This is a genomic window from Nonomuraea sp. ZG12 (genome assembly GCF_052068115.1).
Lineage (GTDB): Bacteria > Actinomycetota > Actinomycetes > Streptosporangiales > Streptosporangiaceae > Nonomuraea.
In genome coordinates this window covers 106,203-126,694 of record NZ_JBQHCW010000023.1, presented here as the reverse complement: position 1 = coordinate 126,694, position 20,492 = coordinate 106,203, and the positions used below count along the sequence as shown (strand labels likewise).

Below are 20,492 nucleotides of genomic sequence, written 5' to 3'. Positions count from 1 at the left end.
AAGGCGAGTAAGGCACTTGGACTCGGCCGGGCAAGGTGAGTAAGGCCCTTGCCGGGGTCCGCACCCGGCTGGGCAAAGCGCGCGGCACCGGCGCCGCGTGAGCGCGTATGAAGGAGGATGCCCTTCGCGACGTCACGCCTGACGCCGGCGCTGGTCCTGCTCACCGGCGTCACCGGCGTGGTCGAGGCGGTCAGCTACATCGGGCTCGACCACGTCTTCGCCGCCGTCATGACGGGCAACGTGCTGTTCGTCGGCTTCGGGCTGGTCGACCCCTCGATCCCGGTCACCGGGTCGGCCGTGGCGCTGGTGGCCTTCGCGCTCGGCGCGCTGGCCGGTCACCGGGCCAACGTCGCGCTGAGCCGCAGGCGACCGGAACGCTGGCTGACGTACGCGGTGTGCGGCGAAGGCGCACTGATCATGGTGGCGGCGCTGGTCGCCCTCGGCCTGCCCGCCGACCCTTCCCAGCAGACACCGCACCGCTTCGCCGTCATCGTCGTGCTCGCGGCGGCGATGGGCTCACGCAACGTCACCGTGCTGCGGGTGGCCGCGCGCGACCTGCCCACCACGGTGGTGACCCGGGCGCTGGCGGGGGTGTTCATGCTGCCGTCGCACGGGAGGGCGGGGCGTCAGCTGGCCTCCGTCGCCGCGATGTTCGTCGGCGCCCTGGCAGGCGCGTTCCTGCTGTCCTGGCATCCCGCGGTGGCTCTGGCGGCCGCCTCGCTGCTGGAGATCATCGCGGGCGCGCTCTGCCCCCGGACGGAGACGTGAGGATCTTCCTACGCGTCCATGTGAACACTTACCGATTAACCGTTCGTATGGCTTCGCGGTGTGAACACTTGTGCTCGACGTCGGGTGGGGTTGGGAGGGTGATCACTTGATCCCGCCTCTTCGCAACCACCCTCCCGCAGCCCCGGACCGACGGTTCCCGTGGAACTCGGTACGGCCTCATTCGGTCCAGCACCTTGTGGGCCGCCTTGGCCATATCCGCTGAACGTCATCGTCACGAACGGGTCGGGAGTGCTGCCCGTCCAGGACTCCGATGAGATTCGGGTGACGTTCACCTCCCGGCCGAGGGTCCGCTCTGCGGTCCGTGCCGCGTCGTACCGTGCGTGCAGAGAATTGAGAGTGCGAGCCTGGGTGCTGGGCGGATAATCTGCAGCGCATGGCTCACGTCGAAGTAGGACATTTGACATACGTGCTGCCCGATGGGCGGCCGCTGCTCAACGACGTGTCCTTCCGGATCGGCGAGGGGGTCAAGGCCGCGCTCGTCGGGCCCAACGGTGCGGGCAAGACCACGCTGATGCGGCTGATCGCGGGCGACCTGCAGCCGGTCGACGGCAGTGTGGCGAGCTCCGGCGGGCTGGGCGTGATGCGTCAGTTCATCGGCAGCGTGCGTGACGGCAGCACGGTGCACGACCTGCTGCTCGGCGTCGCGCCTCCGGCCGTGCGGCAGGCGGCGGAGCGGCTGGCGCAGGCCGAGCTGGTGATGATGGAGCGCGACGACGAGAAGACGCAGATGCGCTACGCGCAGGCCATCACCGACTACACCGACGCCGGCGGTTACGACATCGAGGTGCTGTGGGACACCTGTACGGTGTCCGCCCTCGGTGTGCCGTACGACAACGTGAAATATCGGGATGTGTCGACGCTGTCCGGCGGTGAGCAGAAGCGGCTGGTGCTGGAAGCACTGCTGCGCGGCCCGGACCAGACGCTGCTGCTCGACGAGCCCGACAACTACCTCGACGTGCCGGGCAAGGAGTGGCTGGAGCAGCAGCTCCGCGAGACGCCCAAGACCGTGCTGCTGGTCAGCCACGACCGCCAGCTGCTGGCCAACGCCGCCGACCGGATCGTCACCGTGGAGTCCGGCGGCATCTGGATCCACGGCGGCGGCTTCGGCACCTACGCCGAGGCAAGGAAGGCGCGCAACGACCGGCTCGACGAGCTGCGCAGGCGCTGGGACGAGGAGCACGCCAAGCTCAAGGCCCTGGTCAACATGCTGAAGAACAAGGCCCGCTACAACGACGGCATGGCGGCGCCCTACCACGCGGCCCAGACGCGGCTGCGCAGGTTCGAGGAGGCAGGGCCGCCCGAGGAGACGCCCAGCGACCAGAACATCAGCATGCGCCTGCGCGGCGGACGCACCGGCAAGCGCGCGGTCATCTGCGAGGGGCTGGAGCTCACCGGCCTCATGCGGCCGTTCGACCTGGAGGTCTGGTACGGCGAGCGGGTGGCGGTGCTCGGCTCCAACGGCTCGGGCAAGTCGCATTTCCTGCGGCTGATCGCGGGCACTGCCCCGGTCGCCCACACGGGGGTCGCCCGGCTGGGCGCCCGGGTGGTGCCCGGCCACTTCGCGCAGACGCACGCCAGGCCGGACCTGCTCGGCCGCACGCCCGTCGAGATCGTGATGTCCGAGCACGCCAGGCTGAAGAACGAGGCCATGAAGGTCCTGGCCCGCTATGAGCTGGCGGGCCTGGTCGCCGAGCAGCGGTTCGACACGCTGTCGGGCGGTCAGCAGGCCCGGCTGCAGATCCTGCTGCTGGAGCTGTCGGGCGCGACGCTGCTGCTGCTCGACGAGCCGACCGACAACCTCGACCTGGCCAGCGCCGAGGCGCTCCAGGTGGGCCTGAACGCCTTCGACGGCACGGTCATGGCGGTCACCCACGACCGCTGGTTCGCCGCTGATTTCGACCGTTATCTGGTATTCGGCTCCGACGGCATGGTGTACGAATCGCCGCAGCCGGTCTGGGACGAAAGGCGCGTGGTGCGGCCTCGCGGATGAGCGCCCTTGGCGAAGAGTCCGGTTAAAGACTTGGTACGGCTGGCGCGTGTCATATGCCGTTCGTGTCGATGAACCGGTTATCACGGCAAAGTGATCCCGCGTAGCCTAACCGTCAGCCTCCTCGCACTCGGGGCGATCTGCCTCACCGGGTGCTCGAAGGAGGGGCCGTCTCAGCAACAGCAGCAGCTCAAGCCGCTCACGCTCAAGGAACAGGCGTCGAACGTCGTCAAGTCAGCCGACGGCTACGCCGTGAACTGGGCCGGAGTGCTCGCCAACGTCAATCCGTGGCACTTCGGCGAGCACGTGGTGGCCACCGTCGTCGGCCGTGACGCCGCCGGTCGGGAGGTGGTGCGGATGGACCAGCCGCTGGACGCGGTGCCGCCCGGTGGGTCGCTGGCCTTCACGGGCGAGGCCAGGGCCGCCGAGAAGCCGGTCAAGGTGACCATCGACTACCGGCCCGCGCAGTGGCGGCCGGCCGCCCGGATCGCCTCGGCCTTCAGGCCGTTCCCGGTGTCGCGGGTGCAGACGCTGCCGCAGAAGGACGGCTCGTACCTGGTCACGGGTTACATCGGAAATCCGTACCGGCTTCCCGCGAGCAGCCTGGTGGTGAACGCGCTGCTGCGGGACAAGGCGGGCAAGTTGCTCGGCGGTGGCAGCACGTTCGTGGACGACGTGAAGGCGGGCAGTCCGCCGCGGTTCATCCTGACCGTCGCGGGGCTGCCCAAGGGGAGCGCGGTGGCCAAGACCGATGTGAGCGCCCGGACCTGGGGCTCGACCGGGCGTCCGTTCGAGGACCTGGCGCTCGGCGGCGCGGTGCCCCTGCACACGATCAAGCCGACCACGGAACCGTTCCAGATGGACCGGGGAAGTCAGGCGATGACCGGTCGAGAGCAGTAAATATCGACGAAATGTCAGGGAAATAGCTCAATAAATCGGGCATGGTGCTGTCCGGCTATTCACGGACAAAGTGAGAAGTGTTTTATGGCTTCGAGGTGACAAGGTACGGCTATCGCGCAGAAACGGTAGAACTACAAGTTACTAATCCATTACCTTCGGTGACATGAATGACCGCGTCCTGGTAGAGGCGCTGCGCGCGGGCGATCCGGGTGCCGTCGCCGCGCTGTACGACACGCACGCCGAGAGCATCTACCGATATTGCTGGTTCCTTCTCCGCAACACCGACAGCGCTCAGGTGGCGCTGCGGGACGTGCTGATCGCGGCGGAGGCGCACGCCGCCGCGCTGTCGGACCCCGGCATGCTGCGGCCGTGGCTCTACGCGCTGGCCCGCGGCGAGTGCACCCGCCGGCGGATCGCCGTGCGGCAGGACGCGGCGGAGGCGCCTGACGGGGCTCCGGAGCAGGAGGACGCCGACCTGCGCCTGATGGCCGCCAACGCGGTGCGCAGTCTGTCCGCGGCCGACGCCGAGGTGCTCGACCTGACGGCCAGGCACGGGCTGTCCACGCGGGAGCTCGCCCCCGTGCTGGGCCTGGCCGTCCACCAGGTGGTGGAGATCTATGACGGGGCCCGCGAGCGGCTGCGCGACGCCATCACCGCGGAGATCCTGGCCAGGAAGGGCCCGTACGACTGCCCGCCGCGGGCCCGCATCCTGACCGGGTTCGCGGGGGAGCTGACCCCCGACATGCGCCGGCGGCTCGTCGGCCATCTGCCGATCTGCGAGACCTGTGCCCCGCATCTGAGCCGGCAGGTGTCGGCGGCCAAGGTGTTCGAGCTGCTGCCCCAGGTCACGCTGCCGGAGGCGACCAGGGTCCGGGTGCTGAGCTGCGTCGTCGACCCGGAGCTGTTCCTCTATCGGCGCTATGTGGCCAGGAGGTCGGAGGCTCTGGACGCCGCCGGATTTCCCGTTGTGGGCGAACGGCGGCTTCGCGCGTGGCCTCGCGCGCTGGCGGGCGTGGCGGCGGCGGTCGCGACCGTGGTGGCGATAGGCGTGATCTTCGACTTCTTCGGCAAGGAGGTCGACGGCCTGCCGGGCGTCGCCACGGTGGCCTTCCCGCCCGCGGGTGAGCCGCCCGGCCTCACGCTTCCCTGGGAGTCGCGGGTGCGGTCGGAGCGCGACGACGTCCAACCGCTCCTGGACGGTACGGCCACCCACCCGCTCGGGACGACGCCCACCGCCACGCCCGTGAGCATCGTCACCACCAGCCCGCGGCCTTCCCTGCTCGACCCGGTCGACGACGGGCGGCCGTCACAGGCACCATCACTGTCACTGTCCCCGTCCCGCAGCTCCCAGGCGGCCGACCCGACCCTGCGGCCGACCGAGCCCATGCCCAAGCCGACCCCCTGCCCGACTCCCACCCTGCCGCCCACTCCCACCGTCACCCCGGCGCCGCCGCCGACCAGGCCGACCACCCAGCCCCCCACGAGCCCGCCGCCCCAGACCGCCGACCCGACGGTGGCGCCCAGCCAGACGCCGCCCACCGTGACGGTCACACCTGATTCGGTGGCGAAGTAACGTTACGTACGGTAACAGTAGGGAACTGTGTGCATAGAGTGACTGCGGGGGGACTCTATGCACGTCAGAGCCGGATTTCTGGCCGTCTGCCTCATCGTCGTGCTCTGCCCGCCGGTCTACGCCGAGCCCGCGCCGTCGTCGCGTGACGTCGCCAAGGCGCGGCAGGCCGTACATCATCGGTCGAAACAGCTGGGCGTCGCGGCGGCCAGGCTGGCCGAGGCGCAAGGGCGGCTGGACGCGCTGGCGGCCGAGGCGGAGCGGCTGGTCGAGGCCTACAACGGCGAGCTCGTCCGGCTGAGGCATGCCGAGCAGGAGCGGCAGCGGGCCGACGCGCGCGCCGCCGCCGCGGAGGCCGAGGTCGATCGGGCCCGGCAGCCGGTGGCGTTGCTGGCCGCGCAGGCGTACGGCGGGATGAGCCTGGACGGCGGGATGGTCACGCTGCTCAGCGATCAGGGCGACACCGACGGCTACCTGCACAGGATGAGCGTGCTGGAGCAGTTCGGCCGCGAGCGCGCCTACCTTCTCGACCGGCTGCGCGACGCGGAGGAGGTCGCCACCATCCTGCGTGTGCACGCGGCCCGGGCCGAGGCCGTCCAGCAGGCCGCCTCCGACCGTGCGGCCCAGGCCAGGAACACCGCCGAAGCCGCGGTGGCCAGGCAGCGGCGCGACACCCGGGCGCTGCGGGCCGACAGGAACCAGATGCGGCGGCGGGTGGCCGCGGCGCGCACCCGGGCGGACCTGCTGGCCAGGCGGCGGGCGGCGATGCTGGACCGGATCGGGCTCGGCTTCTCGGCGAAGGGCGCCGCGACAGGCTCGGCCAACGGTGACGTGGCCGCCAACTGGGCGCTGACCCAGCTCGGCAAGCCCTACCTGTGGGCGGCCGACGGGCCGTCGAGCTACGACTGCTCGGGCCTGACCATGCGGGCATGGGAGCAGGCGGGCGTGCGGATCGACCACTGGACGGGCACCCAGTGGACCTCCGGCCCGCACGTCCCCCTCGACCAGCTACGCCGCGGCGACCTGCTGTTCTTCGGTCACGACAAGCACGACGCCACGACCATCCATCACGTCGGCATGTACGTCGGGCGGGATCTCATGGTGCACGCGCCGCAGACCGGCGACGTCGTGAGGGTCGCCTCGATGTGGCGGGGGGACCTGGTGGGCGCCACCAGGCCCCGCTGACAGGTCAGTGGTTGAAGCCCTCGTCCTTCGCCCGCTGGAAGGACCGCTCGATCTCCGCCTGGGCCTCCAGGCGGCCGACCCAGTTGGCGCCCTCGACCGACTTGCCCGGCTCCAGGTCCTTGTAGACCTCGAAGAAGTGCTGGATCTCCAGCCGGTCGAACTCCGGCACGTGGTGGATGTCCTGGATGTGGGCCATGCGGGGGTCGGTGGCGGGAACGCAGAGGACCTTGTCGTCGCCGCCCTTCTCGTCGGTCATCCGGAACATGCCGACCGCCCGGCAGGTGATGTAGCAGCCGGGGAACGTCGGCTCCTGGAGCAGCACCAGCGCGTCGAGCGGGTCACCGTCCTCACCGAGCGTGTGCTCGATGAAGCCGTAGTCGGCGGGGTACTGCGTGGAGGTGAACAACAGCCGGTCCAGCCTGATTTTGCCGGTCTCGTGGTCCACTTCGTACTTGTTCCGTTGTCCCTTGGGAATCTCAACGACAACGTCGAACTCCACCGCGGTTCCTCCACTCGCACCCCCGGGCACCCCCGGTCGGGCGTTAATGTCTCGTAGGCGAACACCAGGAGAGAGGTCAGGTGACGTGGTACGGCACGAGCGATTGGTGATGCTGACCACTCTCGCCATGCTGCAGGTCGTGACCATCGTCACCGGCGTCTACGCGATGAACAACGACCTCGACCTGAGCGCGCTGTCATCACCGACCGAGCCGACCGCGTCTCCTGAAGGGGCTTCCCCCGCCCCCGTGGTCACCGCGGGGCCTGTGCTGGCCCAGCTGCCGGTGAGATCAGGAGACGGACCTCTCCCGACCAAGGGTACTTTGACCCGGCAGCTCACCGATGCCCTGGGTGACAAAGCGCTGGGCAACCGGGTGGGAGCCGTCGTTCTCGACGCCGTCACCGGCGAGCGGATCTTCGCCGCCAACCCGGACGCGGGCATCGTCCCCGCCTCCACCACCAAGATCCCCACGTGCGTGGCGGCGCTCGCCTCGCTCGGCCCCGACGTCCGCCTGGCCACCCGCGTGGTGCAGGGCGCCACCCGCGACTCGGTCGTCCTGGTCGGCGGCGGCGACCCGACCCTGGCCGGCCCCCTGGCCAAGGCGAAGCCCTACCCCGAGCAGGCGTCGCTCGCCACGCTCGCCTCCCGCACCGCCGCCGCGCTCAAGGCCCAGGGCATCACCAAGGTCACGCTCTCCTACGACGACTCCCTGTTCACCGGCTCGCCGATCGCCCCCGGCTGGAAGCCCGGCTACATCCCCGACGGGGAGGTGGCCCCCGTCCACGCGCTGGCCATCGACGAGGGCAGGCAGCACCCCGCCAACCGCCAGCCGCGGGTGTCCGACCCACCGAGGTACGCCGCCGCCGCCTTCGCCAAACTGCTGCGCAGGTACGGCATCGCCGCCGCCAGGACGATCCGCCCGGCCAAGGCCGCCCCCACGGCCGCCGAGCTCGGCAAGGTCGAATCGGCCCCCGTCTACGCCCTCGTCGAGCGCACGCTGACCCTCAGCGACAACGACCTGGCCGAGGCCCTGGCGAGGCACGTGGCCATCAAGGAAGGCCGGCCCGCCTCCTTCCAGGGCGGCACCGCGGCCATGACCCAGGTGCTCCAGCGGCTCGGCGTGACCAAGGGCGTCGAGGTCCACGACGGCAGCGGCCTGTCCATCCGCAACCGGATCAGCGCCGACGCCATGGCCAGGCTGCTCAGCCTCGCCTCCGCGCCCACCCACCCCGGCCTGCACGCCGTCGCCTCCGGCATGCCCATCGCGGGCTTCTCCGGCACTCTGGGCAACGGCAGGCGCTTCACCAGGAGCGACAGCAAGGGGCAGGTCGGGCTGGTCCGGGCCAAGACCGGCACCCTCAACAACGTCAACACGCTGGCCGGCCTCGCCACCACCAAGGACGGCAGACTCGTCACCTTCGCCTTCCTGGCCGACCGGGTGCCGGCGTACGCCGAGCCCGCGCTCGACAGACTGGCCGCCATCGTCGCCCGCTCCTGACAGCACTCTTTCGCGGGCCGGGCAACGAGCACGTACGGTGGATGTCATGCAGGTGATCGACTGGGATCTGGCCGTCACGACCGGCACGCGCCTTGTGCGCCCCGGTCCTCAAGTGAGTCGCGAGGAGGCCAGGCAGGCCGTCGCCGAGCTCCGCACGCTGTCGCGCGAGGCCGAAGGGCACGTGCGCGAATTCACCAGGATTCACACCGATACCGCGCCGCAGGTGGCGACCATCGTCGACCGGCCGGGCTGGATCAAGGCCAACGTCGAGGGCTTCCGGGTCGTGCTGGAGCCGCTGACCCAGCGGGTGAGCAGCTCCGCCAATCCGCCGCCGGCCATCGTCAGCGCCGTCGGCTCCCGGATCACCGGCGTCGAGGTGGGCGCGGTGCTGGCCTTCCTCGCCACGCGGGTGCTCGGCCAGTACGAGCTGTTCCTGCCGCCGGACCCGACGGGCCGCGAGCCGATCGGCCGCCTCACGCTCGTCGCGCCCAACATCGTCAACGCCGAGCGCGAGCTCAACGTCAACCCGCACGACTTCCGCCTGTGGGTGTGCCTGCACGAGGAGACGCACCGGGTGCAGTTCACCGGTGTCTCGTGGCTGCGCGAGTACGTCCGCTCGCAGATGACCGAGTTCCTGCTGGCCTCCGACCTCGACCTGCCGACCCTGGTGGACCGCCTGCGCGGCGCCGCCGACACGGTGGCCGACGTGGTCAGGGGTGGTGAGGGCAACCTCATCGACGTCATCCAGACGCCGCACCAGAAGGAGATCCTGGACCGCCTGACGGCCGTCATGACGCTCGTGGAGGGCCACGGCGACTTCGTGATGGACGCGGTCGGCCCCTCGGTGGTCCCGTCGGTGGCGCAGATCCGGGCCAAGTTCGCGCAGCGTCGCGAGGGCGGCTCCAAGCTCGACCGCACCATCCGCCGCCTGCTGGGCATCGACCTCAAGATGAAGCAGTACGCCGAGGGGGCGGCCTTCGTCCGCAAGGTCGTGGACCAGGCCGGCATGGACGGCTTCAACCGCGTCTGGACCTCTCCTAACACCCTGCCCACCCCGGCCGAGGTCTCGGACCCCGACGCCTGGGTCCGCCGCGTCATCGGCACCCCGGCCCTGCCCAGCTGAGCCACCGCCCGCGACGATGGGCGGTTCCCTGTCCTCGTGGCGGGAGAATGGCGGGTGTGGGACCACATCCGGCCGTGGCCGACGTCCGCAGGGCGGTGCGCGAGGCCCTCGCGGGCATCGGCGAGGGCCGGTTGGTGCTCGCCGCGTGCAGTGGCGGCGCCGACTCGCTCGCTCTGGCCGCCGCGCTCGGGTTCGTCGCCCCGAGGGCGGGCCTGCGGGCCGGGCTGCTCAGCGTGGATCACGGGCTGCAGGAGGGCTCGGCCGCGCGCGCGGCCGAGGTCGTCTCGCTCGCGCCCGCGCTCGGGCTGGGGTTCGGCGAGGTCCTCACCGTCACCGTCGGTACGGCGGGCGGCCCGGAAGCCGCAGCCAGAGACGCCAGATATCAGGCGCTGGCCGAGGCCGCCGGCAGGCTGGGCGCCGACGCGGTCCTGCTGGGCCACACGCGCGACGACCAGGCCGAGACCGTCCTGCTGGGGCTGGCCAGGGGCAGCGGCCTGAGATCGCTGTCGGGGATGGCCCCGGCCGCCGGCCTCTACCGCAGGCCGCTCCTGGACCTGCCCAGGAGCCGTACGGTCGCCGCCTGCCGGGCGCAGGAGCTCTCTTACTGGGACGACCCGCACAACGCCGATGTCCGCTACACCCGCGTGCGCGTGCGCTCCCGGGTGCTGCCGGTGCTGGAGGAGGAGCTCGGGCCGGGGGTGGCCGAGGCGCTCGCCAGGACGGCCAGACTCGCCAGGGACGACGCCGACGCCCTCGACGAGTGGGCCGAAACGGTCTTCAGGGATTGCGCTCTAAGCGATAACGATGGGCGGCTGCGACTGGCCGTACCGGGGCTGGAGAAGGCGCCGGGAGCGGTGCGGCGGCGGGTGCTCCGGCGGGCCGCCATCGCGGCGGGCGCGCCCTCCGGCGCGCTCTCGGCGGCGCACGTGCTCGCCGTGGAGCGCCTGATCACCCACTGGCACGGGCAGAAGGCTCTGGACCTGCCCGGTGGTCTGTCGGCCATGCGGCGGTATGGCACCCTGATACTCGCCATCAGTCCCATCGCGTAAGGAACCACAGGTGGACTCTGCCGACATGGGCAACGACCTCGAGAAAGTCCTCATCCCCGAGGACGACCTCCAGGCCAGGATCAAAGAGCTGGCGGGCCAGATCGACGAGGACTACCGAGGCAAGGAACTTCTGCTCGTAGGCGTGCTCAAGGGCGCCGTCATGGTGATGGCCGACCTGGCCAGAGCCCTGCACGTGCCGGTGCAGATGGACTGGATGGCGGTGTCGTCGTACGGCGCGGGCACCAGGTCGTCCGGCGTCGTGCGGGTGCTGAAGGACCTCGACACCGACATCCTGGACCGCCACGTCCTGATCGTCGAGGACATCATCGACTCCGGCCTGACCCTCCACTGGCTGCTGGAGAACCTCAAGTCACGCAACCCGGCGTCCCTGGAGATCTGCGCCGCGCTGCGCAAGCCTGACGCGATCAAGGTGCCGATGGAGGTCAAGTACGTCGGCTTCGACATTCCCAACGAGTTCGTCATCGGCTACGGGCTCGACTACGCCGAGCGTTACCGGAACCTTCCGTTCATCGGGACCCTTGCGCCACACGTTTACAGATAGCAATCTCCGCCGCGGCGGAACACCACACACCTTGACGTACGTTGGTAGGGCAAGGCCGGTGTAGCGGGCGGTCCCTCCGCGCGCTTCTCCGGTGTACCTTCTGACTCCGGGAGGGTGACCCAGCGTCCCCTTCGGGTAGTCAAGAAGTCGCGGCGTCGGATGCCGCGGCCCCGGGGACGACCCGGGGTTCCAGGCCATGGTCAGGAAGGGACGGGCCCGCAAGGGGTTCCGCATCGGATGGATCTCAAGCGATTTACACGTGGGCCACTGCTGTGGATCCTGGGCATCGTCGTGCTGCTCCTGCTCGTCACCCAGCTCTGGAGCGGCGGCGGCAACTTCAAGCAGGCCGACACGTCAACGGTGCTTCAGCAGATCCGCACCGGAAACGTCAGCAACGCCAAGATCATCGACAAAGAGCAGCGCATCGAGGTGACGCTGCACAAGCCGATCACGGTCGGCGGGAGCGACACCCCGACCAAGACGATCCAGTCAGACTGGGTCACCGGCTACGGCGCCAAGCTGACCGACGAGCTGCAGGCTCAGGTCGACGCCAAGAAGACCGACAGCTTCGCCACCGACGTGCCCCAGGAGAGCTTCCTGGTCAGCCTGCTGGTGAGCTTCCTCCCTATCGTCATCATCGTGCTGATCTTCCTGTTCATCATGAACCAGATGCAGGGTGGCGGCTCGCGGGTGATGCAGTTCGGCAAGTCCAAGGCCAAACTGATCAGCAAGGACACCCCCAAGACCACCTTCTCCGACGTCGCGGGCGCGGACGAGGCCATCGAGGAGCTCCAGGAGATCAAGGAGTTCCTGCAGGCCCCGGCCAAGTTCCAGGCGATCGGCGCGAAGATCCCCAAGGGCGTGCTGCTGTACGGCCCGCCCGGCACCGGCAAGACCCTGCTGGCCCGCGCGGTCGCGGGTGAGGCCGGAGTGCCCTTCTACTCGATCTCCGGCTCGGACTTCGTCGAGATGTTCGTCGGCGTCGGCGCCTCCCGGGTGCGCGACCTGTTCGAGCAGGCGAAGGCCAACGCGCCGGCGATCATCTTCATCGACGAGATCGACGCCGTCGGCCGCCACCGCGGCGCCGGCCTGGGCGGCGGTCACGACGAGCGCGAGCAGACGCTCAACCAGCTGCTCGTCGAGATGGACGGCTTCGACGTGAAGGGCGGCGTGATCCTCATCGCCGCCACCAACAGGCCCGACATCCTCGACCCGGCGCTGCTGCGTCCCGGCCGGTTCGACCGGCAGGTGACCGTCGACCGTCCTGACCTTGAGGGCCGTAAGGGCATCCTCAAGGTGCACGGCCGCGGCAAGCCGTTCGCGCCGGACGTCGACCTGGACGTCATCGCCCGCCGGACCCCCGGGTTCACGGGCGCCGACCTGGCCAACGTGATCAACGAGGCGGCGCTGCTCACCGCGCGCGCCGACCAGAAGCTGATCACGATGGAGCTGCTCGAGGAGTCGATCGACCGTGTCATGGCAGGGCCCGAGCGCAAGACGCGGGTCATGTCCGACAAGGAGAAGAAGATGATCGCCTACCACGAGGGCGGTCACGCGTTGGTGGCGCACGCGCTGCCCAATTCCGACCCGGTGCACAAGATCACGATCCTGTCCCGCGGCCGCGCGCTCGGTTACACGATGACGCTGCCGATGGAGGACAAGTTCCTGGCCACCAGGTCGGAGATGATGGACCAGCTCGCGATGCTGCTCGGCGGCCGCGCGGCGGAGGAGCTCGTCTTCCACGAGCCCACCACCGGCGCCTCCAACGACATCGAGAAGGCCACGGCCGTCGCCCGTCGCATGGTGACCGAGTACGGCATGAGCGAGCAGCTCGGCGCCCGTAAGTTCGGCACCGGCAACGCCGAGGTCTTCCTGGGCCGCGAGATGGGCCACGAGCGCGACTACTCCGAGAAGATCGCTTCGACGATCGACGAGGAGGTCCGCCGGATGATCGAGACGGCGCACGACCAGGCGTGGGACATCCTGGTCGAATACCGCGACGTGCTCGACAACCTCGTGCTGGAGCTCATGGAGAAGGAGACGCTCTCCCGCCAGCAGGTGGTGGAGATCTTCGCCTCCGTGGTGGTCAGGGAGCACCGGCCGTCCTACGCCGGATACGGCAAGCGGCTCCCCTCAGACCGGCCGCCGATCCTGACCCCGAAGGAGCAGTCGGGCAACGGCTCGCTCACCACGGGCCACCAGGACGCGCTGCCCTCCGGAGACAGTGCGTGAAATCGCATGACGTAGATCAGGGACGGATCGAGAAGGCCGTCCGCGAGATCCTTTACGCCATCGGCGAGGATCCCGACCGTGACGGCCTTCTCGAGACTCCCTCCCGGGTCGCCCGCGCCTACACCGAGCAGTTCTCCGGCCTCGGCCTGATCCCGGAGGACGTGCTCACCAAGGTCTTCGACGTCGACCACGACGAGATGATCCTGGTGAAGGACATCGAGGTCTACTCGACCTGCGAGCACCACCTGGTCCCCTTCTACGGCGTCGCCCACGTCGGCTACATCCCCAACGCGCAGGGCCAGGTGACCGGGCTGTCCAAGCTGGCCCGCCTGGTCGACGTGTTCGCCCGGCGGCCGCAGGTCCAGGAGCGCATGACCTCGCAGATCGCCGACGGGATGATGCGGGTGCTGGAGCCGCGCGGGGTGATCGTGGTGATCGAGGCCGAGCACCTGTGCATGACCATGCGCGGTGTCCGCAAGCCGGGCGCCAAGACGGTCACGTCGGCCGTCCGCGGCGACTTCCGCACCAGTGACAAGACCCGCGCCGAGGCGATGGCGCTGATCCTCGGACGCTGACGCCTGGCCGCCCCCCGCCACCGCCGCCCCCGCGCACAGCCCTCCCTCCGCCATGGGTGGCCCCGCGCACAGCCCGGCGTCCTGCCGGCTCCGGGGCCCCGCGCACAGCCCGCCGTCCTCCCGCTCGGGGCCTCGCGGCCCCGGCCCACCGGCGTGCTGAGGGCGATCCCGTACGTGATCCGCACGCGTCGCAAGCGCGCAGGGATCGTTATCCACAACTGGGGACCCGCGATATCACCGGGTATGGCAGAGCGCCTAGGCTTGGGCACATGACTAGGGTGCCGGGGCTGGGCGACGAGGACCGATGCCTCGTCATGGGCGTGGTCAACGTGACGCCCGACTCGTTCTCCGACGGCGGTCTCTGGTTCGACGAGGAGGCCGCCATCCGGCACGGGATCGGGCTGGTCGCCGAGGGAGCCGACATCGTCGATGTGGGCGGCGAGTCGACCAGGCCGGGAGCCGCCAGGGTGTCCCTGGACGAGGAGCTCGCCCGGGTGGTGCCCGTGATCAGGGCGCTCAGCGCCGAGGGCGTGGCCGTGAGCGTCGACACGATGCGGGCCGAGGTGGCCCTGGCGTCGGTCGAAGCCGGCGCGAGACTGGTCAACGACGTGAGCGGCGGCCTGGCCGACCCCGAGATGCCCCGCGTGGTGGCCGCCACCGGCGTGTCCTATGTGGTGATGCACTGGCGGGGCCACAGCCAGGAGATGGAGCGCCGCGCCGTCTACGCCGACGTGGTGACCGAGGTGCGCGAGGAGCTGGCCAAGCGGGTCGACCTGGTGCTGGCCGAGGGCGTCTCCGAGGAGCAGATCGTGCTCGACCCCGGGCTGGGCTTCGCCAAGAACGCCACCCACAACTGGGCGCTGCTCGCCTCCCTCCCGCGCCTGGCCGAGCTGGGCTATCCCCTGCTCGTCGGCGCCTCGCGCAAAAGATTTCTCGGACGGCTGCTCGCCGACGCCGAGGGCACGCCGCGCCCGTTCAGCCACAGTGACGACGCCACGCTGGCGGTGACCGCGCTGGCCGCCCGTGAGGGCGCCTGGTGTGTGCGGGTGCACCACGTAGGTCCCAATGCCGATGCCGTCCGCGTGGCCGCAGCATGGAAGAGAGCCGGAGCCAACACATGAGCGTCGACACGGCCGCGATCGAGACGGTCAACCAGGACTTCTACACCGCCATCGAGGACGCCGACCTCGACAGGATGACCGAGATCTGGGCGGAGGACTCCGCCGACGAGCAGGTGAGCTGCGTCCATCCGGGCTGGACCCTGCTGGCGGGCCGGTCGGAGGTGCTCCGGTCGTGGGCGCTGATCATGGCCAACACCACCTACATCCAGTTCGTGCTCACCGACGTCAGCACGACGGTGCTGGGCGACGTGGCCGTCCTGACCTGCGTCGAGAACATCCTGACCGCGGGCGAGGAGGGCGAGTCCAGCTTCGCCGCGGGCAAGGTGGTGGCCAGCAACGTCTATGTCCGCACCGCGCAGGGCTGGCGGCTGTGGATGCACCACGGTTCGCCGGTGCTGCAAAGTGACGACGACGAGGAGGAGGAAGACGAGCTTGAGCGCTGACCGGATCGTGCTGAGGGGCCTGCGGGCCAGGGGGAGACACGGCGTGCTCGCCGCCGAGCGGGAGCTCGGCCAGGAGTTCGTCGTCGACGCGACCTTGTTCCTCGACACCGCGCCCGCCGCCGCGGGCGACGACCTCGCCAAGACCGTCGACTACGGCGAGCTCGCTCAGGCGCTGGTCAAGGTGGTGGAGGGCGAGCCGGTCGAGCTGATCGAGACGCTCGCACAGCGCTTGGCCGACGTCTGCCTGGGCAGTGAGATCGTCGAGTCGGTCGAGGTGAGCGTGCACAAGCCGGCCGCACCGATCCCGTTGCCGTTCGACGACGTGGTGGTGACCATCGAGCGGAGTCGTCCATGAAGGCAATCCTGTCCCTGGGCAGCAACCTGGGCCGACGCTTTGACACGCTGCAGGGCGCCATCGACACCCTGTTCGACGCGCCGGGCCTGGTCTTCGTCAGGGCCTCCCCGGTCTACGAGACGGACCCGGTCGGCGGCCCCGAGGGGCAGCGGCCGTTCCTCAACGCGATCGTCGTCGGGGAGACCACGCTGGCGCCGCAGACGCTGCTGGAGCGGGCGCAGGGCGTCGAGAACGCCTTCGGGCGGGTCCGCGCCGAGCGCTGGGGGCCGCGCACACTCGACATCGACCTCATCGTGGTCGGCGACATCGTCTGCGACGAGCCCGACCTGACGTTGCCCCATCCGCTGGCGCACGAGCGGGCGTTCGTGCTCGTGCCGTGGTTCGAGGTCGACCCCGAGGGCGAGCTGCCCGGCCGGGGCAGGATCGCCGAGCTGCTGGCGGGCCTGGACCGGCAGGGCGTGCGGCTCCGACGCGAGCTGAAACTGCAGGAGCCCGATTGAGGCCCACCCGCCCTGGTGTCCTCGCCGGCATCGTCGTCGTCGTCGCGCTGGCCGCCTGGCTGCTCGTCAGGCTGATCTACACCGACCTGGTGATCCTGCCGTGGACGGCGGTCCCGACCGTGCTGCTGCTCGCCATCGGCGAGGCCTACAGCGGCTGGATGATCAAGGCCAGGATCGACCGCAGGCCCGGCACCAAGCCGGTGGAGCCGCTGGCGGTGGCCCGCATGGCGGCCCTGGCCAAGGCCTCCGCCTACGGCGGCGCGGTCTTCGCCGGGCTCTTCGCCGGTTTCGCCCTCCACACGCTGCAACTGTTCGCCAAGGACACGCCGCGCGCGGAGTTCTTCATCGCGACCGGTTCGTTCCTGTCGTGCGTGGCGCTGATCGCCGCCGCCCTCTTCCTGGAGTACGCCTGCCGCATCCCCAAGGACCCTGAGGATCAGAGCCCCAGGTAGTGCGTCACCGCGTGCTCCACGTCGGCCATCTCGTCTCTGCCCAGGTAGTAGACGGGTTCGCCGTGGATGAAGCTGGTGTCGATGGTGCGGATCTGGTCGACCAGGAAACGCGTCATCCTCCCGCCGAGTTCGATCTCGGGGCGAAAGGCGGCAGGTTGTGCCTGGGTGGACGTGGGGATGACCGTGGCGACGCTCCATGGCATGGAGGTCGGGCTCAACACGAGTCCGAAGCGCTTGCCCCGCTGTTCAGAGCCTCGTTTCGCCTCGCCGAGGTCCACGCGGTACACAGCCCCGCGGATCACCAGGCATCCCCTTCCGTGGAGAGATCTTCATCCACGAGTCGCTCAGCATCGGCTCGGGCCTGCTTGAGCCATACCTCTCGTTCGAGCAACCGGAGTGCGCGTCTGATGACGTCGCTGGTCCGCTCTCCCTCCTGCATGGCGGCCTCGATGATGCGTTCGTCTTCTGGTGTGGCACGAAAACCGATGTTCGCCATAGTCCCAGGATAGGCTCGTGTTCAACGTTTGTCTTGCATTTGTTCGGCGGGGGTGCGGCGGCGGCCGAAGAGGTAGATGACGGGGAGGGTGCAGATCAGGGGGCCGACGACGGCGAGGGGGCGTTCGAGCCACCACCACAGGTCCGGTGGCACCTCGGGGGTCGGGGAGCCGAACAGCCACCATGACAGGCCGAGGGCGATGGCCATGCCGGTGGTGTGGAAGAGGAACAGCGGCAGGGCGAACCGGTTGATGACGTCGTTGACGCGGCTCCAGCCGGGCTTGACGAGCACGCGCTCCATCGACGGCCGCAGCACCTCGATCAGGCCGATCTGGAAGATGAGCAGGGCCACGATGACGAACGTCGGCGGCGCCATGTTGGACCACTTGTCACCCGGGACGCCCACCATGGAGCCGGGGTAGATGCCCGAGTAGACCAGGCCGAACAGCGCGAACAAGCCCGTCCACAGCACGCCCACGTCGTAGCGCCGGGGCAGCGCGACGACCCGGTCGTAGAAGAACCCGGCCTGGTGCGCCAGCCCCCACACGATGAGCATGTTCAGCCAGCCCACCCACTCCACGCCGTAGCGGAAGCGGATCACGTCCACGACGAGGGCGGCTCCGCCGAGCCAGATGAGCGCCAGCACGTCGTACTCGCGATGCAGGTAGAGCGCGACGGGCAGGAGCGCGATCAGCACCAGATAGACGCCGAGGAACCAGAGCGGGCTGAGCACGAGCAGCACCACCCGCCCCATCCACTCCACGTCGAACGCCCAGGTGACGACCGCGCCGATGGCGATCCACACGCCGGACAGGCCCAGCGCCGGGATCGCCAGAGCGCGGATGCGCCGCCAGACGAACGCGCCGATGCCGGTGCCGCGCTGCTGCGCGCGGCCCCAGGACAGCAGGTGTACGTGTCCGCCGACGTAGAAGAACAGCGGCAGCACCTGCAGCAGCCAGGTGAGGATCCATAAGCCCGAGGTGAAGCCCAGCGGGCTGGTCGGCTCGGGCACGCCGGACTTCCACTGCAGGATGGTGAAGGCCCAGTGCCAGACGACCACCACGATGAGACTGAGCGCGCGCAGCCAGTCGACGTACTTGTCCCGCTGGACGGTGGGGGAGCTCACTTGTCGATGTCACCCACCACGAAGAACATCGAGCCGAGGATGGCCACCATGTCGGCTACCAGGTGGCCGGGGAGCATCTCGCGCAGCACCTGGATGTTGTTGTAGGAGGCGGAGCGGAGCTTGAGCCGCCAGGGGGTCTTGTCGCCCTTGGACACCAGGTAGTAGCCGTTGATGCCGAGGGGGTTCTCCGTCCAGGCGTAGGTGTGGCCTTCCGGCACCTTGAGCACCTTGGGCAGGCGCTGGTTGATGGGGCCGGGGGGCAGCGAGCGCAGCCGGTCCACGCAGGCGTCGGCCAGGTCGAGCGATACCTTGAGCTGTTCGAGCAGCACCTCGAAGCGGGCGTGGCAGTCGCCGGCGCCGCGGGTGACGACCTTGACGGGCAGCTCGGAGTAGGCGAGGTACGGGTCGTCGCGCCGCAGGTCGAAGTCGACCCCGGAGGCGCGGGCGACGGGACCGCTCACGCCGTACTGCATGATCTGCTCGTGGGTGAGCACGCCGACACCCCGGGTGCGGGCGACGAAGATCTCGTTGTTGAGAATGAGGTTCTCGATGTCGGGGATGCGGCGCCTGGTCTCGGCGGTGGCCTCGGCGACCCGGTCCAGCCAGCCGAGCGGCAGGTCCTCCTTGAGTCCGCCGACCCGGTTGAACATGTAGTGCATGCGCCCGCCGGAGATCTCCTCCATCACCGCCTGGATGCGCTCGCGCTCGCTGAAGGCGTAGAAGACGGGCGTGATGGCGCCCAGCTCCAGCGGGTAGGAGCCGAGGAACATCAGATGGTTGAGCACTCTGTTGAGCTCGGCCAGCAGGGTGCGCGACCACACGGCCCTGACCGGCGGCTCCATGCCGAGCATGCGCTCGACGGCGATGACCACGCCCAGCTCGTTGGCGAAGGCCGACAACCAGTCGTGCCGGTTGGCCAGGACCAGGATCTGCCGGTAGTCGCGGACCTCGAACAGCTTCTCCGCGCCCCGGTGCATGTAGCCGATGATCGGCTCGGCGGTGGAGATGCGCTCGCCGTCGAGAGTCAGGCGGAGCCGGAGCACGCCGTGCGTCGAGGGGTGCTGCGGGCCGATGTTGAGGATCATGTCCTCGGTGGCCAGCTCTTTCGCGCCCGCTCCGATTCCCACTACGCGTTCCGTCATAAAAGCAATGCTGCCACCGGGCGCAGTGGTGATCCAGCGCTGGGGCAGGTCAAGGAACGGTATGCGGGTGCATCCCTTAGCCGGTCAGGGGGAGTAATACCGGAAACGGGGGAGAAATCATCATGAAAAGGGTTGTGTACGACATAGCTGCCCTGATCGCCAGGGTGGTCGTCGGAGTGATCTTCGTCGCGCACGGATGGCAGAAGTGGCAAGGCGGTCTGGGCGCCACGTCCGAGGGGTTCGCCCAGATGGGCGTGCCGCAGCCGCAACTGGCCGCCGCGTTCAGCACGGTCGTCGAGACCGTCGGCGGTGCCTTGTTGATCATCGGCCTGCTGGTGCGACCCGCGGCGCTGCTGCTGCTGATCGGCATGATCGGGGCGATCGCGTTCGCCCACTGGAACAACGGGGTCTTCGTCCAGGAGGGCGGCTGGGAGCTGGCCGCCGCGCTGGGCTCGGTCGCGCTGCTGCTCCTGGCGCTGGGCGGCGGCAGGCTCGGCCTGGACGGCATCATCCACGGCATCTACCGGAAGCGCGCGCAGCGGCGCGCGGCCGAGAAGGCGTCGGCCGGCCGGCCGGCACCCGCCCACCGCGAGGACACCCAGCCGGTCTACCGGGACGAGCAGCCCGGCTACCGGCCGGAGCGGCCTCCGAGGGAGGACACGCAGCCGGTGTACAGGGACGACACCCAGACCGGATACAGGGACGACACCCAGACCGGATACCGGGAGGACGCGGGGCCGGGGCCTCAGGACGAGACGCGGCAGCACCCCGTGCCCAGGCAGCCGTCCGGGCACCGGTCCGACGCGCTCAGCGAGGAGGACATGCGGGACGTCAACGCGCTGATCGGTGACGAGCAGCGCAGGCCGCCGAAGCCGCCCAACCGCTGATC

General features: G+C 69.7%; 22 protein-coding genes. 17 read left to right on the top strand and 5 right to left on the bottom strand.

What is annotated here, in order from left to right; translation table 11 throughout:
* The first annotated feature begins 117 nt into the window (after nucleotides 1–117).
* The 5 genes from ACTMTF_RS39190 (at nucleotide 118) to ACTMTF_RS39170 (ending at nucleotide 6,431) form a co-directional block, all read left to right on the top strand.
* A complete protein-coding gene (locus tag ACTMTF_RS39190; protein WP_441115182.1) occupies nucleotides 118–768 on the top strand; it encodes a YoaK family protein in 651 nt (216 codons plus the stop codon).
* Nucleotides 769–1,162: 394 nt separating this feature from the next.
* Nucleotides 1,163–2,779, top strand: a complete 1,617-nt coding sequence (locus tag ACTMTF_RS39185) for an ABC-F family ATP-binding cassette domain-containing protein (RefSeq protein ID WP_441115181.1) — start codon at nucleotides 1,163–1,165, stop codon at nucleotides 2,777–2,779.
* A 90-nt stretch (nucleotides 2,780–2,869) separates the two neighbouring features.
* Entirely contained in the window at nucleotides 2,870–3,676 is an 807-nt protein-coding gene (locus ACTMTF_RS39180; protein ID WP_397013953.1) for a hypothetical protein, read from the top strand.
* Between the two features lie 163 nt (nucleotides 3,677–3,839).
* Entirely contained in the window at nucleotides 3,840–5,249 is a 1,410-nt protein-coding gene (locus tag ACTMTF_RS39175) for an RNA polymerase sigma factor (protein WP_441115180.1), read from the top strand.
* Nucleotides 5,250–5,306: 57 nt separating this feature from the next.
* On the top strand, nucleotides 5,307–6,431 hold the full coding sequence (locus tag ACTMTF_RS39170) for an NlpC/P60 family protein (RefSeq protein ID WP_441115179.1): 1,125 nt from the start codon (nucleotides 5,307–5,309) through the stop codon (nucleotides 6,429–6,431).
* 4 nt (nucleotides 6,432–6,435) lie between these two features.
* Here the strand turns inward: ACTMTF_RS39170 and ACTMTF_RS39165 are convergent, their stop codons facing one another.
* A complete protein-coding gene (locus ACTMTF_RS39165; RefSeq protein WP_189137772.1) occupies nucleotides 6,436–6,930 on the bottom strand; it encodes an inorganic diphosphatase in 495 nt (164 codons plus the stop codon).
* A gap of 109 nt (nucleotides 6,931–7,039) precedes the next feature.
* Between ACTMTF_RS39165 and dacB the strand changes: the two genes are divergently transcribed.
* The 11 genes from dacB to ACTMTF_RS39110 all read left to right on the top strand — a co-directional run bounded on the left by dacB (nucleotide 7,040) and on the right by ACTMTF_RS39110 (nucleotide 16,840).
* Nucleotides 7,040–8,428 carry a D-alanyl-D-alanine carboxypeptidase/D-alanyl-D-alanine endopeptidase gene (dacB, locus tag ACTMTF_RS39160; protein WP_441115178.1) on the top strand — a complete coding sequence of 463 codons (1,389 nt, stop codon included), beginning with the start codon at nucleotides 7,040–7,042 and terminating at the stop codon, nucleotides 8,426–8,428.
* 46 nt (nucleotides 8,429–8,474) lie between these two features.
* The gene (locus tag ACTMTF_RS39155) at nucleotides 8,475–9,551 is read left to right on the top strand and encodes a zinc-dependent metalloprotease (RefSeq protein WP_397013963.1); all 1,077 of its coding nucleotides are present in this window, start codon (nucleotides 8,475–8,477) and stop codon (nucleotides 9,549–9,551) included.
* Between the two features lie 47 nt (nucleotides 9,552–9,598).
* Nucleotides 9,599–10,600 (top strand): tRNA lysidine(34) synthetase TilS, encoded by a 1,002-nt coding sequence (tilS, locus tag ACTMTF_RS39150; RefSeq protein WP_441115177.1) that lies wholly within the window; start codon nucleotides 9,599–9,601, stop codon nucleotides 10,598–10,600.
* Nucleotides 10,601–10,610: 10 nt separating this feature from the next.
* On the top strand, nucleotides 10,611–11,162 hold the full coding sequence (gene hpt, locus ACTMTF_RS39145) for a hypoxanthine phosphoribosyltransferase (RefSeq protein ID WP_441115176.1): 552 nt from the start codon (nucleotides 10,611–10,613) through the stop codon (nucleotides 11,160–11,162).
* A 237-nt stretch (nucleotides 11,163–11,399) separates the two neighbouring features.
* Nucleotides 11,400–13,394 carry an ATP-dependent zinc metalloprotease FtsH gene (gene ftsH, locus ACTMTF_RS39140; RefSeq protein WP_441115175.1) on the top strand — a complete coding sequence of 665 codons (1,995 nt, stop codon included), beginning with the start codon at nucleotides 11,400–11,402 and terminating at the stop codon, nucleotides 13,392–13,394.
* Nucleotides 13,391–13,969 (top strand): GTP cyclohydrolase I FolE, encoded by a 579-nt coding sequence (folE, locus tag ACTMTF_RS39135; RefSeq protein ID WP_441115174.1) that lies wholly within the window; start codon nucleotides 13,391–13,393, stop codon nucleotides 13,967–13,969. The genes ftsH and folE overlap by 4 nt, the downstream gene beginning before the upstream one ends.
* 269 nt (nucleotides 13,970–14,238) lie before the next feature.
* Complete coding sequence (folP, locus tag ACTMTF_RS39130) at nucleotides 14,239–15,090, top strand: dihydropteroate synthase (protein WP_441115173.1); 852 nt, start codon at nucleotides 14,239–14,241, stop codon at nucleotides 15,088–15,090.
* Nucleotides 15,087–15,533 (top strand): nuclear transport factor 2 family protein, encoded by a 447-nt coding sequence (locus ACTMTF_RS39125; protein WP_397013973.1) that lies wholly within the window; start codon nucleotides 15,087–15,089, stop codon nucleotides 15,531–15,533. The genes folP and ACTMTF_RS39125 overlap by 4 nt, the downstream gene beginning before the upstream one ends.
* A complete protein-coding gene (gene folB / locus ACTMTF_RS39120; protein WP_441115172.1) occupies nucleotides 15,523–15,888 on the top strand; it encodes a dihydroneopterin aldolase in 366 nt (121 codons plus the stop codon). Before ACTMTF_RS39125 ends, folB begins: the two co-directional genes overlap by 11 nt.
* The gene (gene folK, locus ACTMTF_RS39115) at nucleotides 15,885–16,388 is read left to right on the top strand and encodes a 2-amino-4-hydroxy-6-hydroxymethyldihydropteridine diphosphokinase (RefSeq protein WP_441115171.1); all 504 of its coding nucleotides are present in this window, start codon (nucleotides 15,885–15,887) and stop codon (nucleotides 16,386–16,388) included. The genes folB and folK overlap by 4 nt, the downstream gene beginning before the upstream one ends.
* Nucleotides 16,385–16,840: a DUF3180 domain-containing protein gene (locus ACTMTF_RS39110; RefSeq protein ID WP_397013979.1), complete on the top strand. Its 456-nt coding sequence runs from the start codon at nucleotides 16,385–16,387 to the stop codon at nucleotides 16,838–16,840. The genes folK and ACTMTF_RS39110 overlap by 4 nt, the downstream gene beginning before the upstream one ends.
* On the opposite strand, the gene ACTMTF_RS39105 is transcribed toward ACTMTF_RS39110, so the two are convergent.
* From ACTMTF_RS39105 to ACTMTF_RS39090, 4 genes are read right to left on the bottom strand one after another with little or no spacing between them, the layout of a single operon-like run.
* Complete coding sequence (locus ACTMTF_RS39105) at nucleotides 16,825–17,142, bottom strand: type II toxin-antitoxin system PemK/MazF family toxin (RefSeq protein ID WP_441115170.1); 318 nt, start codon at nucleotides 17,140–17,142, stop codon at nucleotides 16,825–16,827. The two genes, ACTMTF_RS39110 and ACTMTF_RS39105, sit on opposite strands and share 16 nt — an antisense overlap.
* Nucleotides 17,139–17,336: a hypothetical protein gene (locus tag ACTMTF_RS39100; RefSeq protein WP_441115169.1), complete on the bottom strand. Its 198-nt coding sequence runs from the start codon at nucleotides 17,334–17,336 to the stop codon at nucleotides 17,139–17,141. Before ACTMTF_RS39100 ends, ACTMTF_RS39105 begins: the two co-directional genes overlap by 4 nt.
* Before the next feature lie 21 nt (nucleotides 17,337–17,357).
* Entirely contained in the window at nucleotides 17,358–18,461 is a 1,104-nt protein-coding gene (locus ACTMTF_RS39095; RefSeq protein ID WP_441115168.1) for an acyltransferase family protein, read from the bottom strand.
* Nucleotides 18,458–19,603, bottom strand: a complete 1,146-nt coding sequence (locus ACTMTF_RS39090; RefSeq protein ID WP_441115167.1) for an NADH-quinone oxidoreductase subunit D — start codon at nucleotides 19,601–19,603, stop codon at nucleotides 18,458–18,460. The genes ACTMTF_RS39095 and ACTMTF_RS39090 overlap by 4 nt, the downstream gene beginning before the upstream one ends.
* A 122-nt stretch (nucleotides 19,604–19,725) precedes the next feature.
* On the opposite strand from ACTMTF_RS39090, the gene ACTMTF_RS39085 reads away from it, so the two are divergent.
* On the top strand, nucleotides 19,726–20,490 hold the full coding sequence (locus ACTMTF_RS39085) for a DoxX family protein (RefSeq protein WP_441115166.1): 765 nt from the start codon (nucleotides 19,726–19,728) through the stop codon (nucleotides 20,488–20,490).
* The last annotated feature ends 2 nt before the right edge of the window (nucleotides 20,491–20,492 follow it).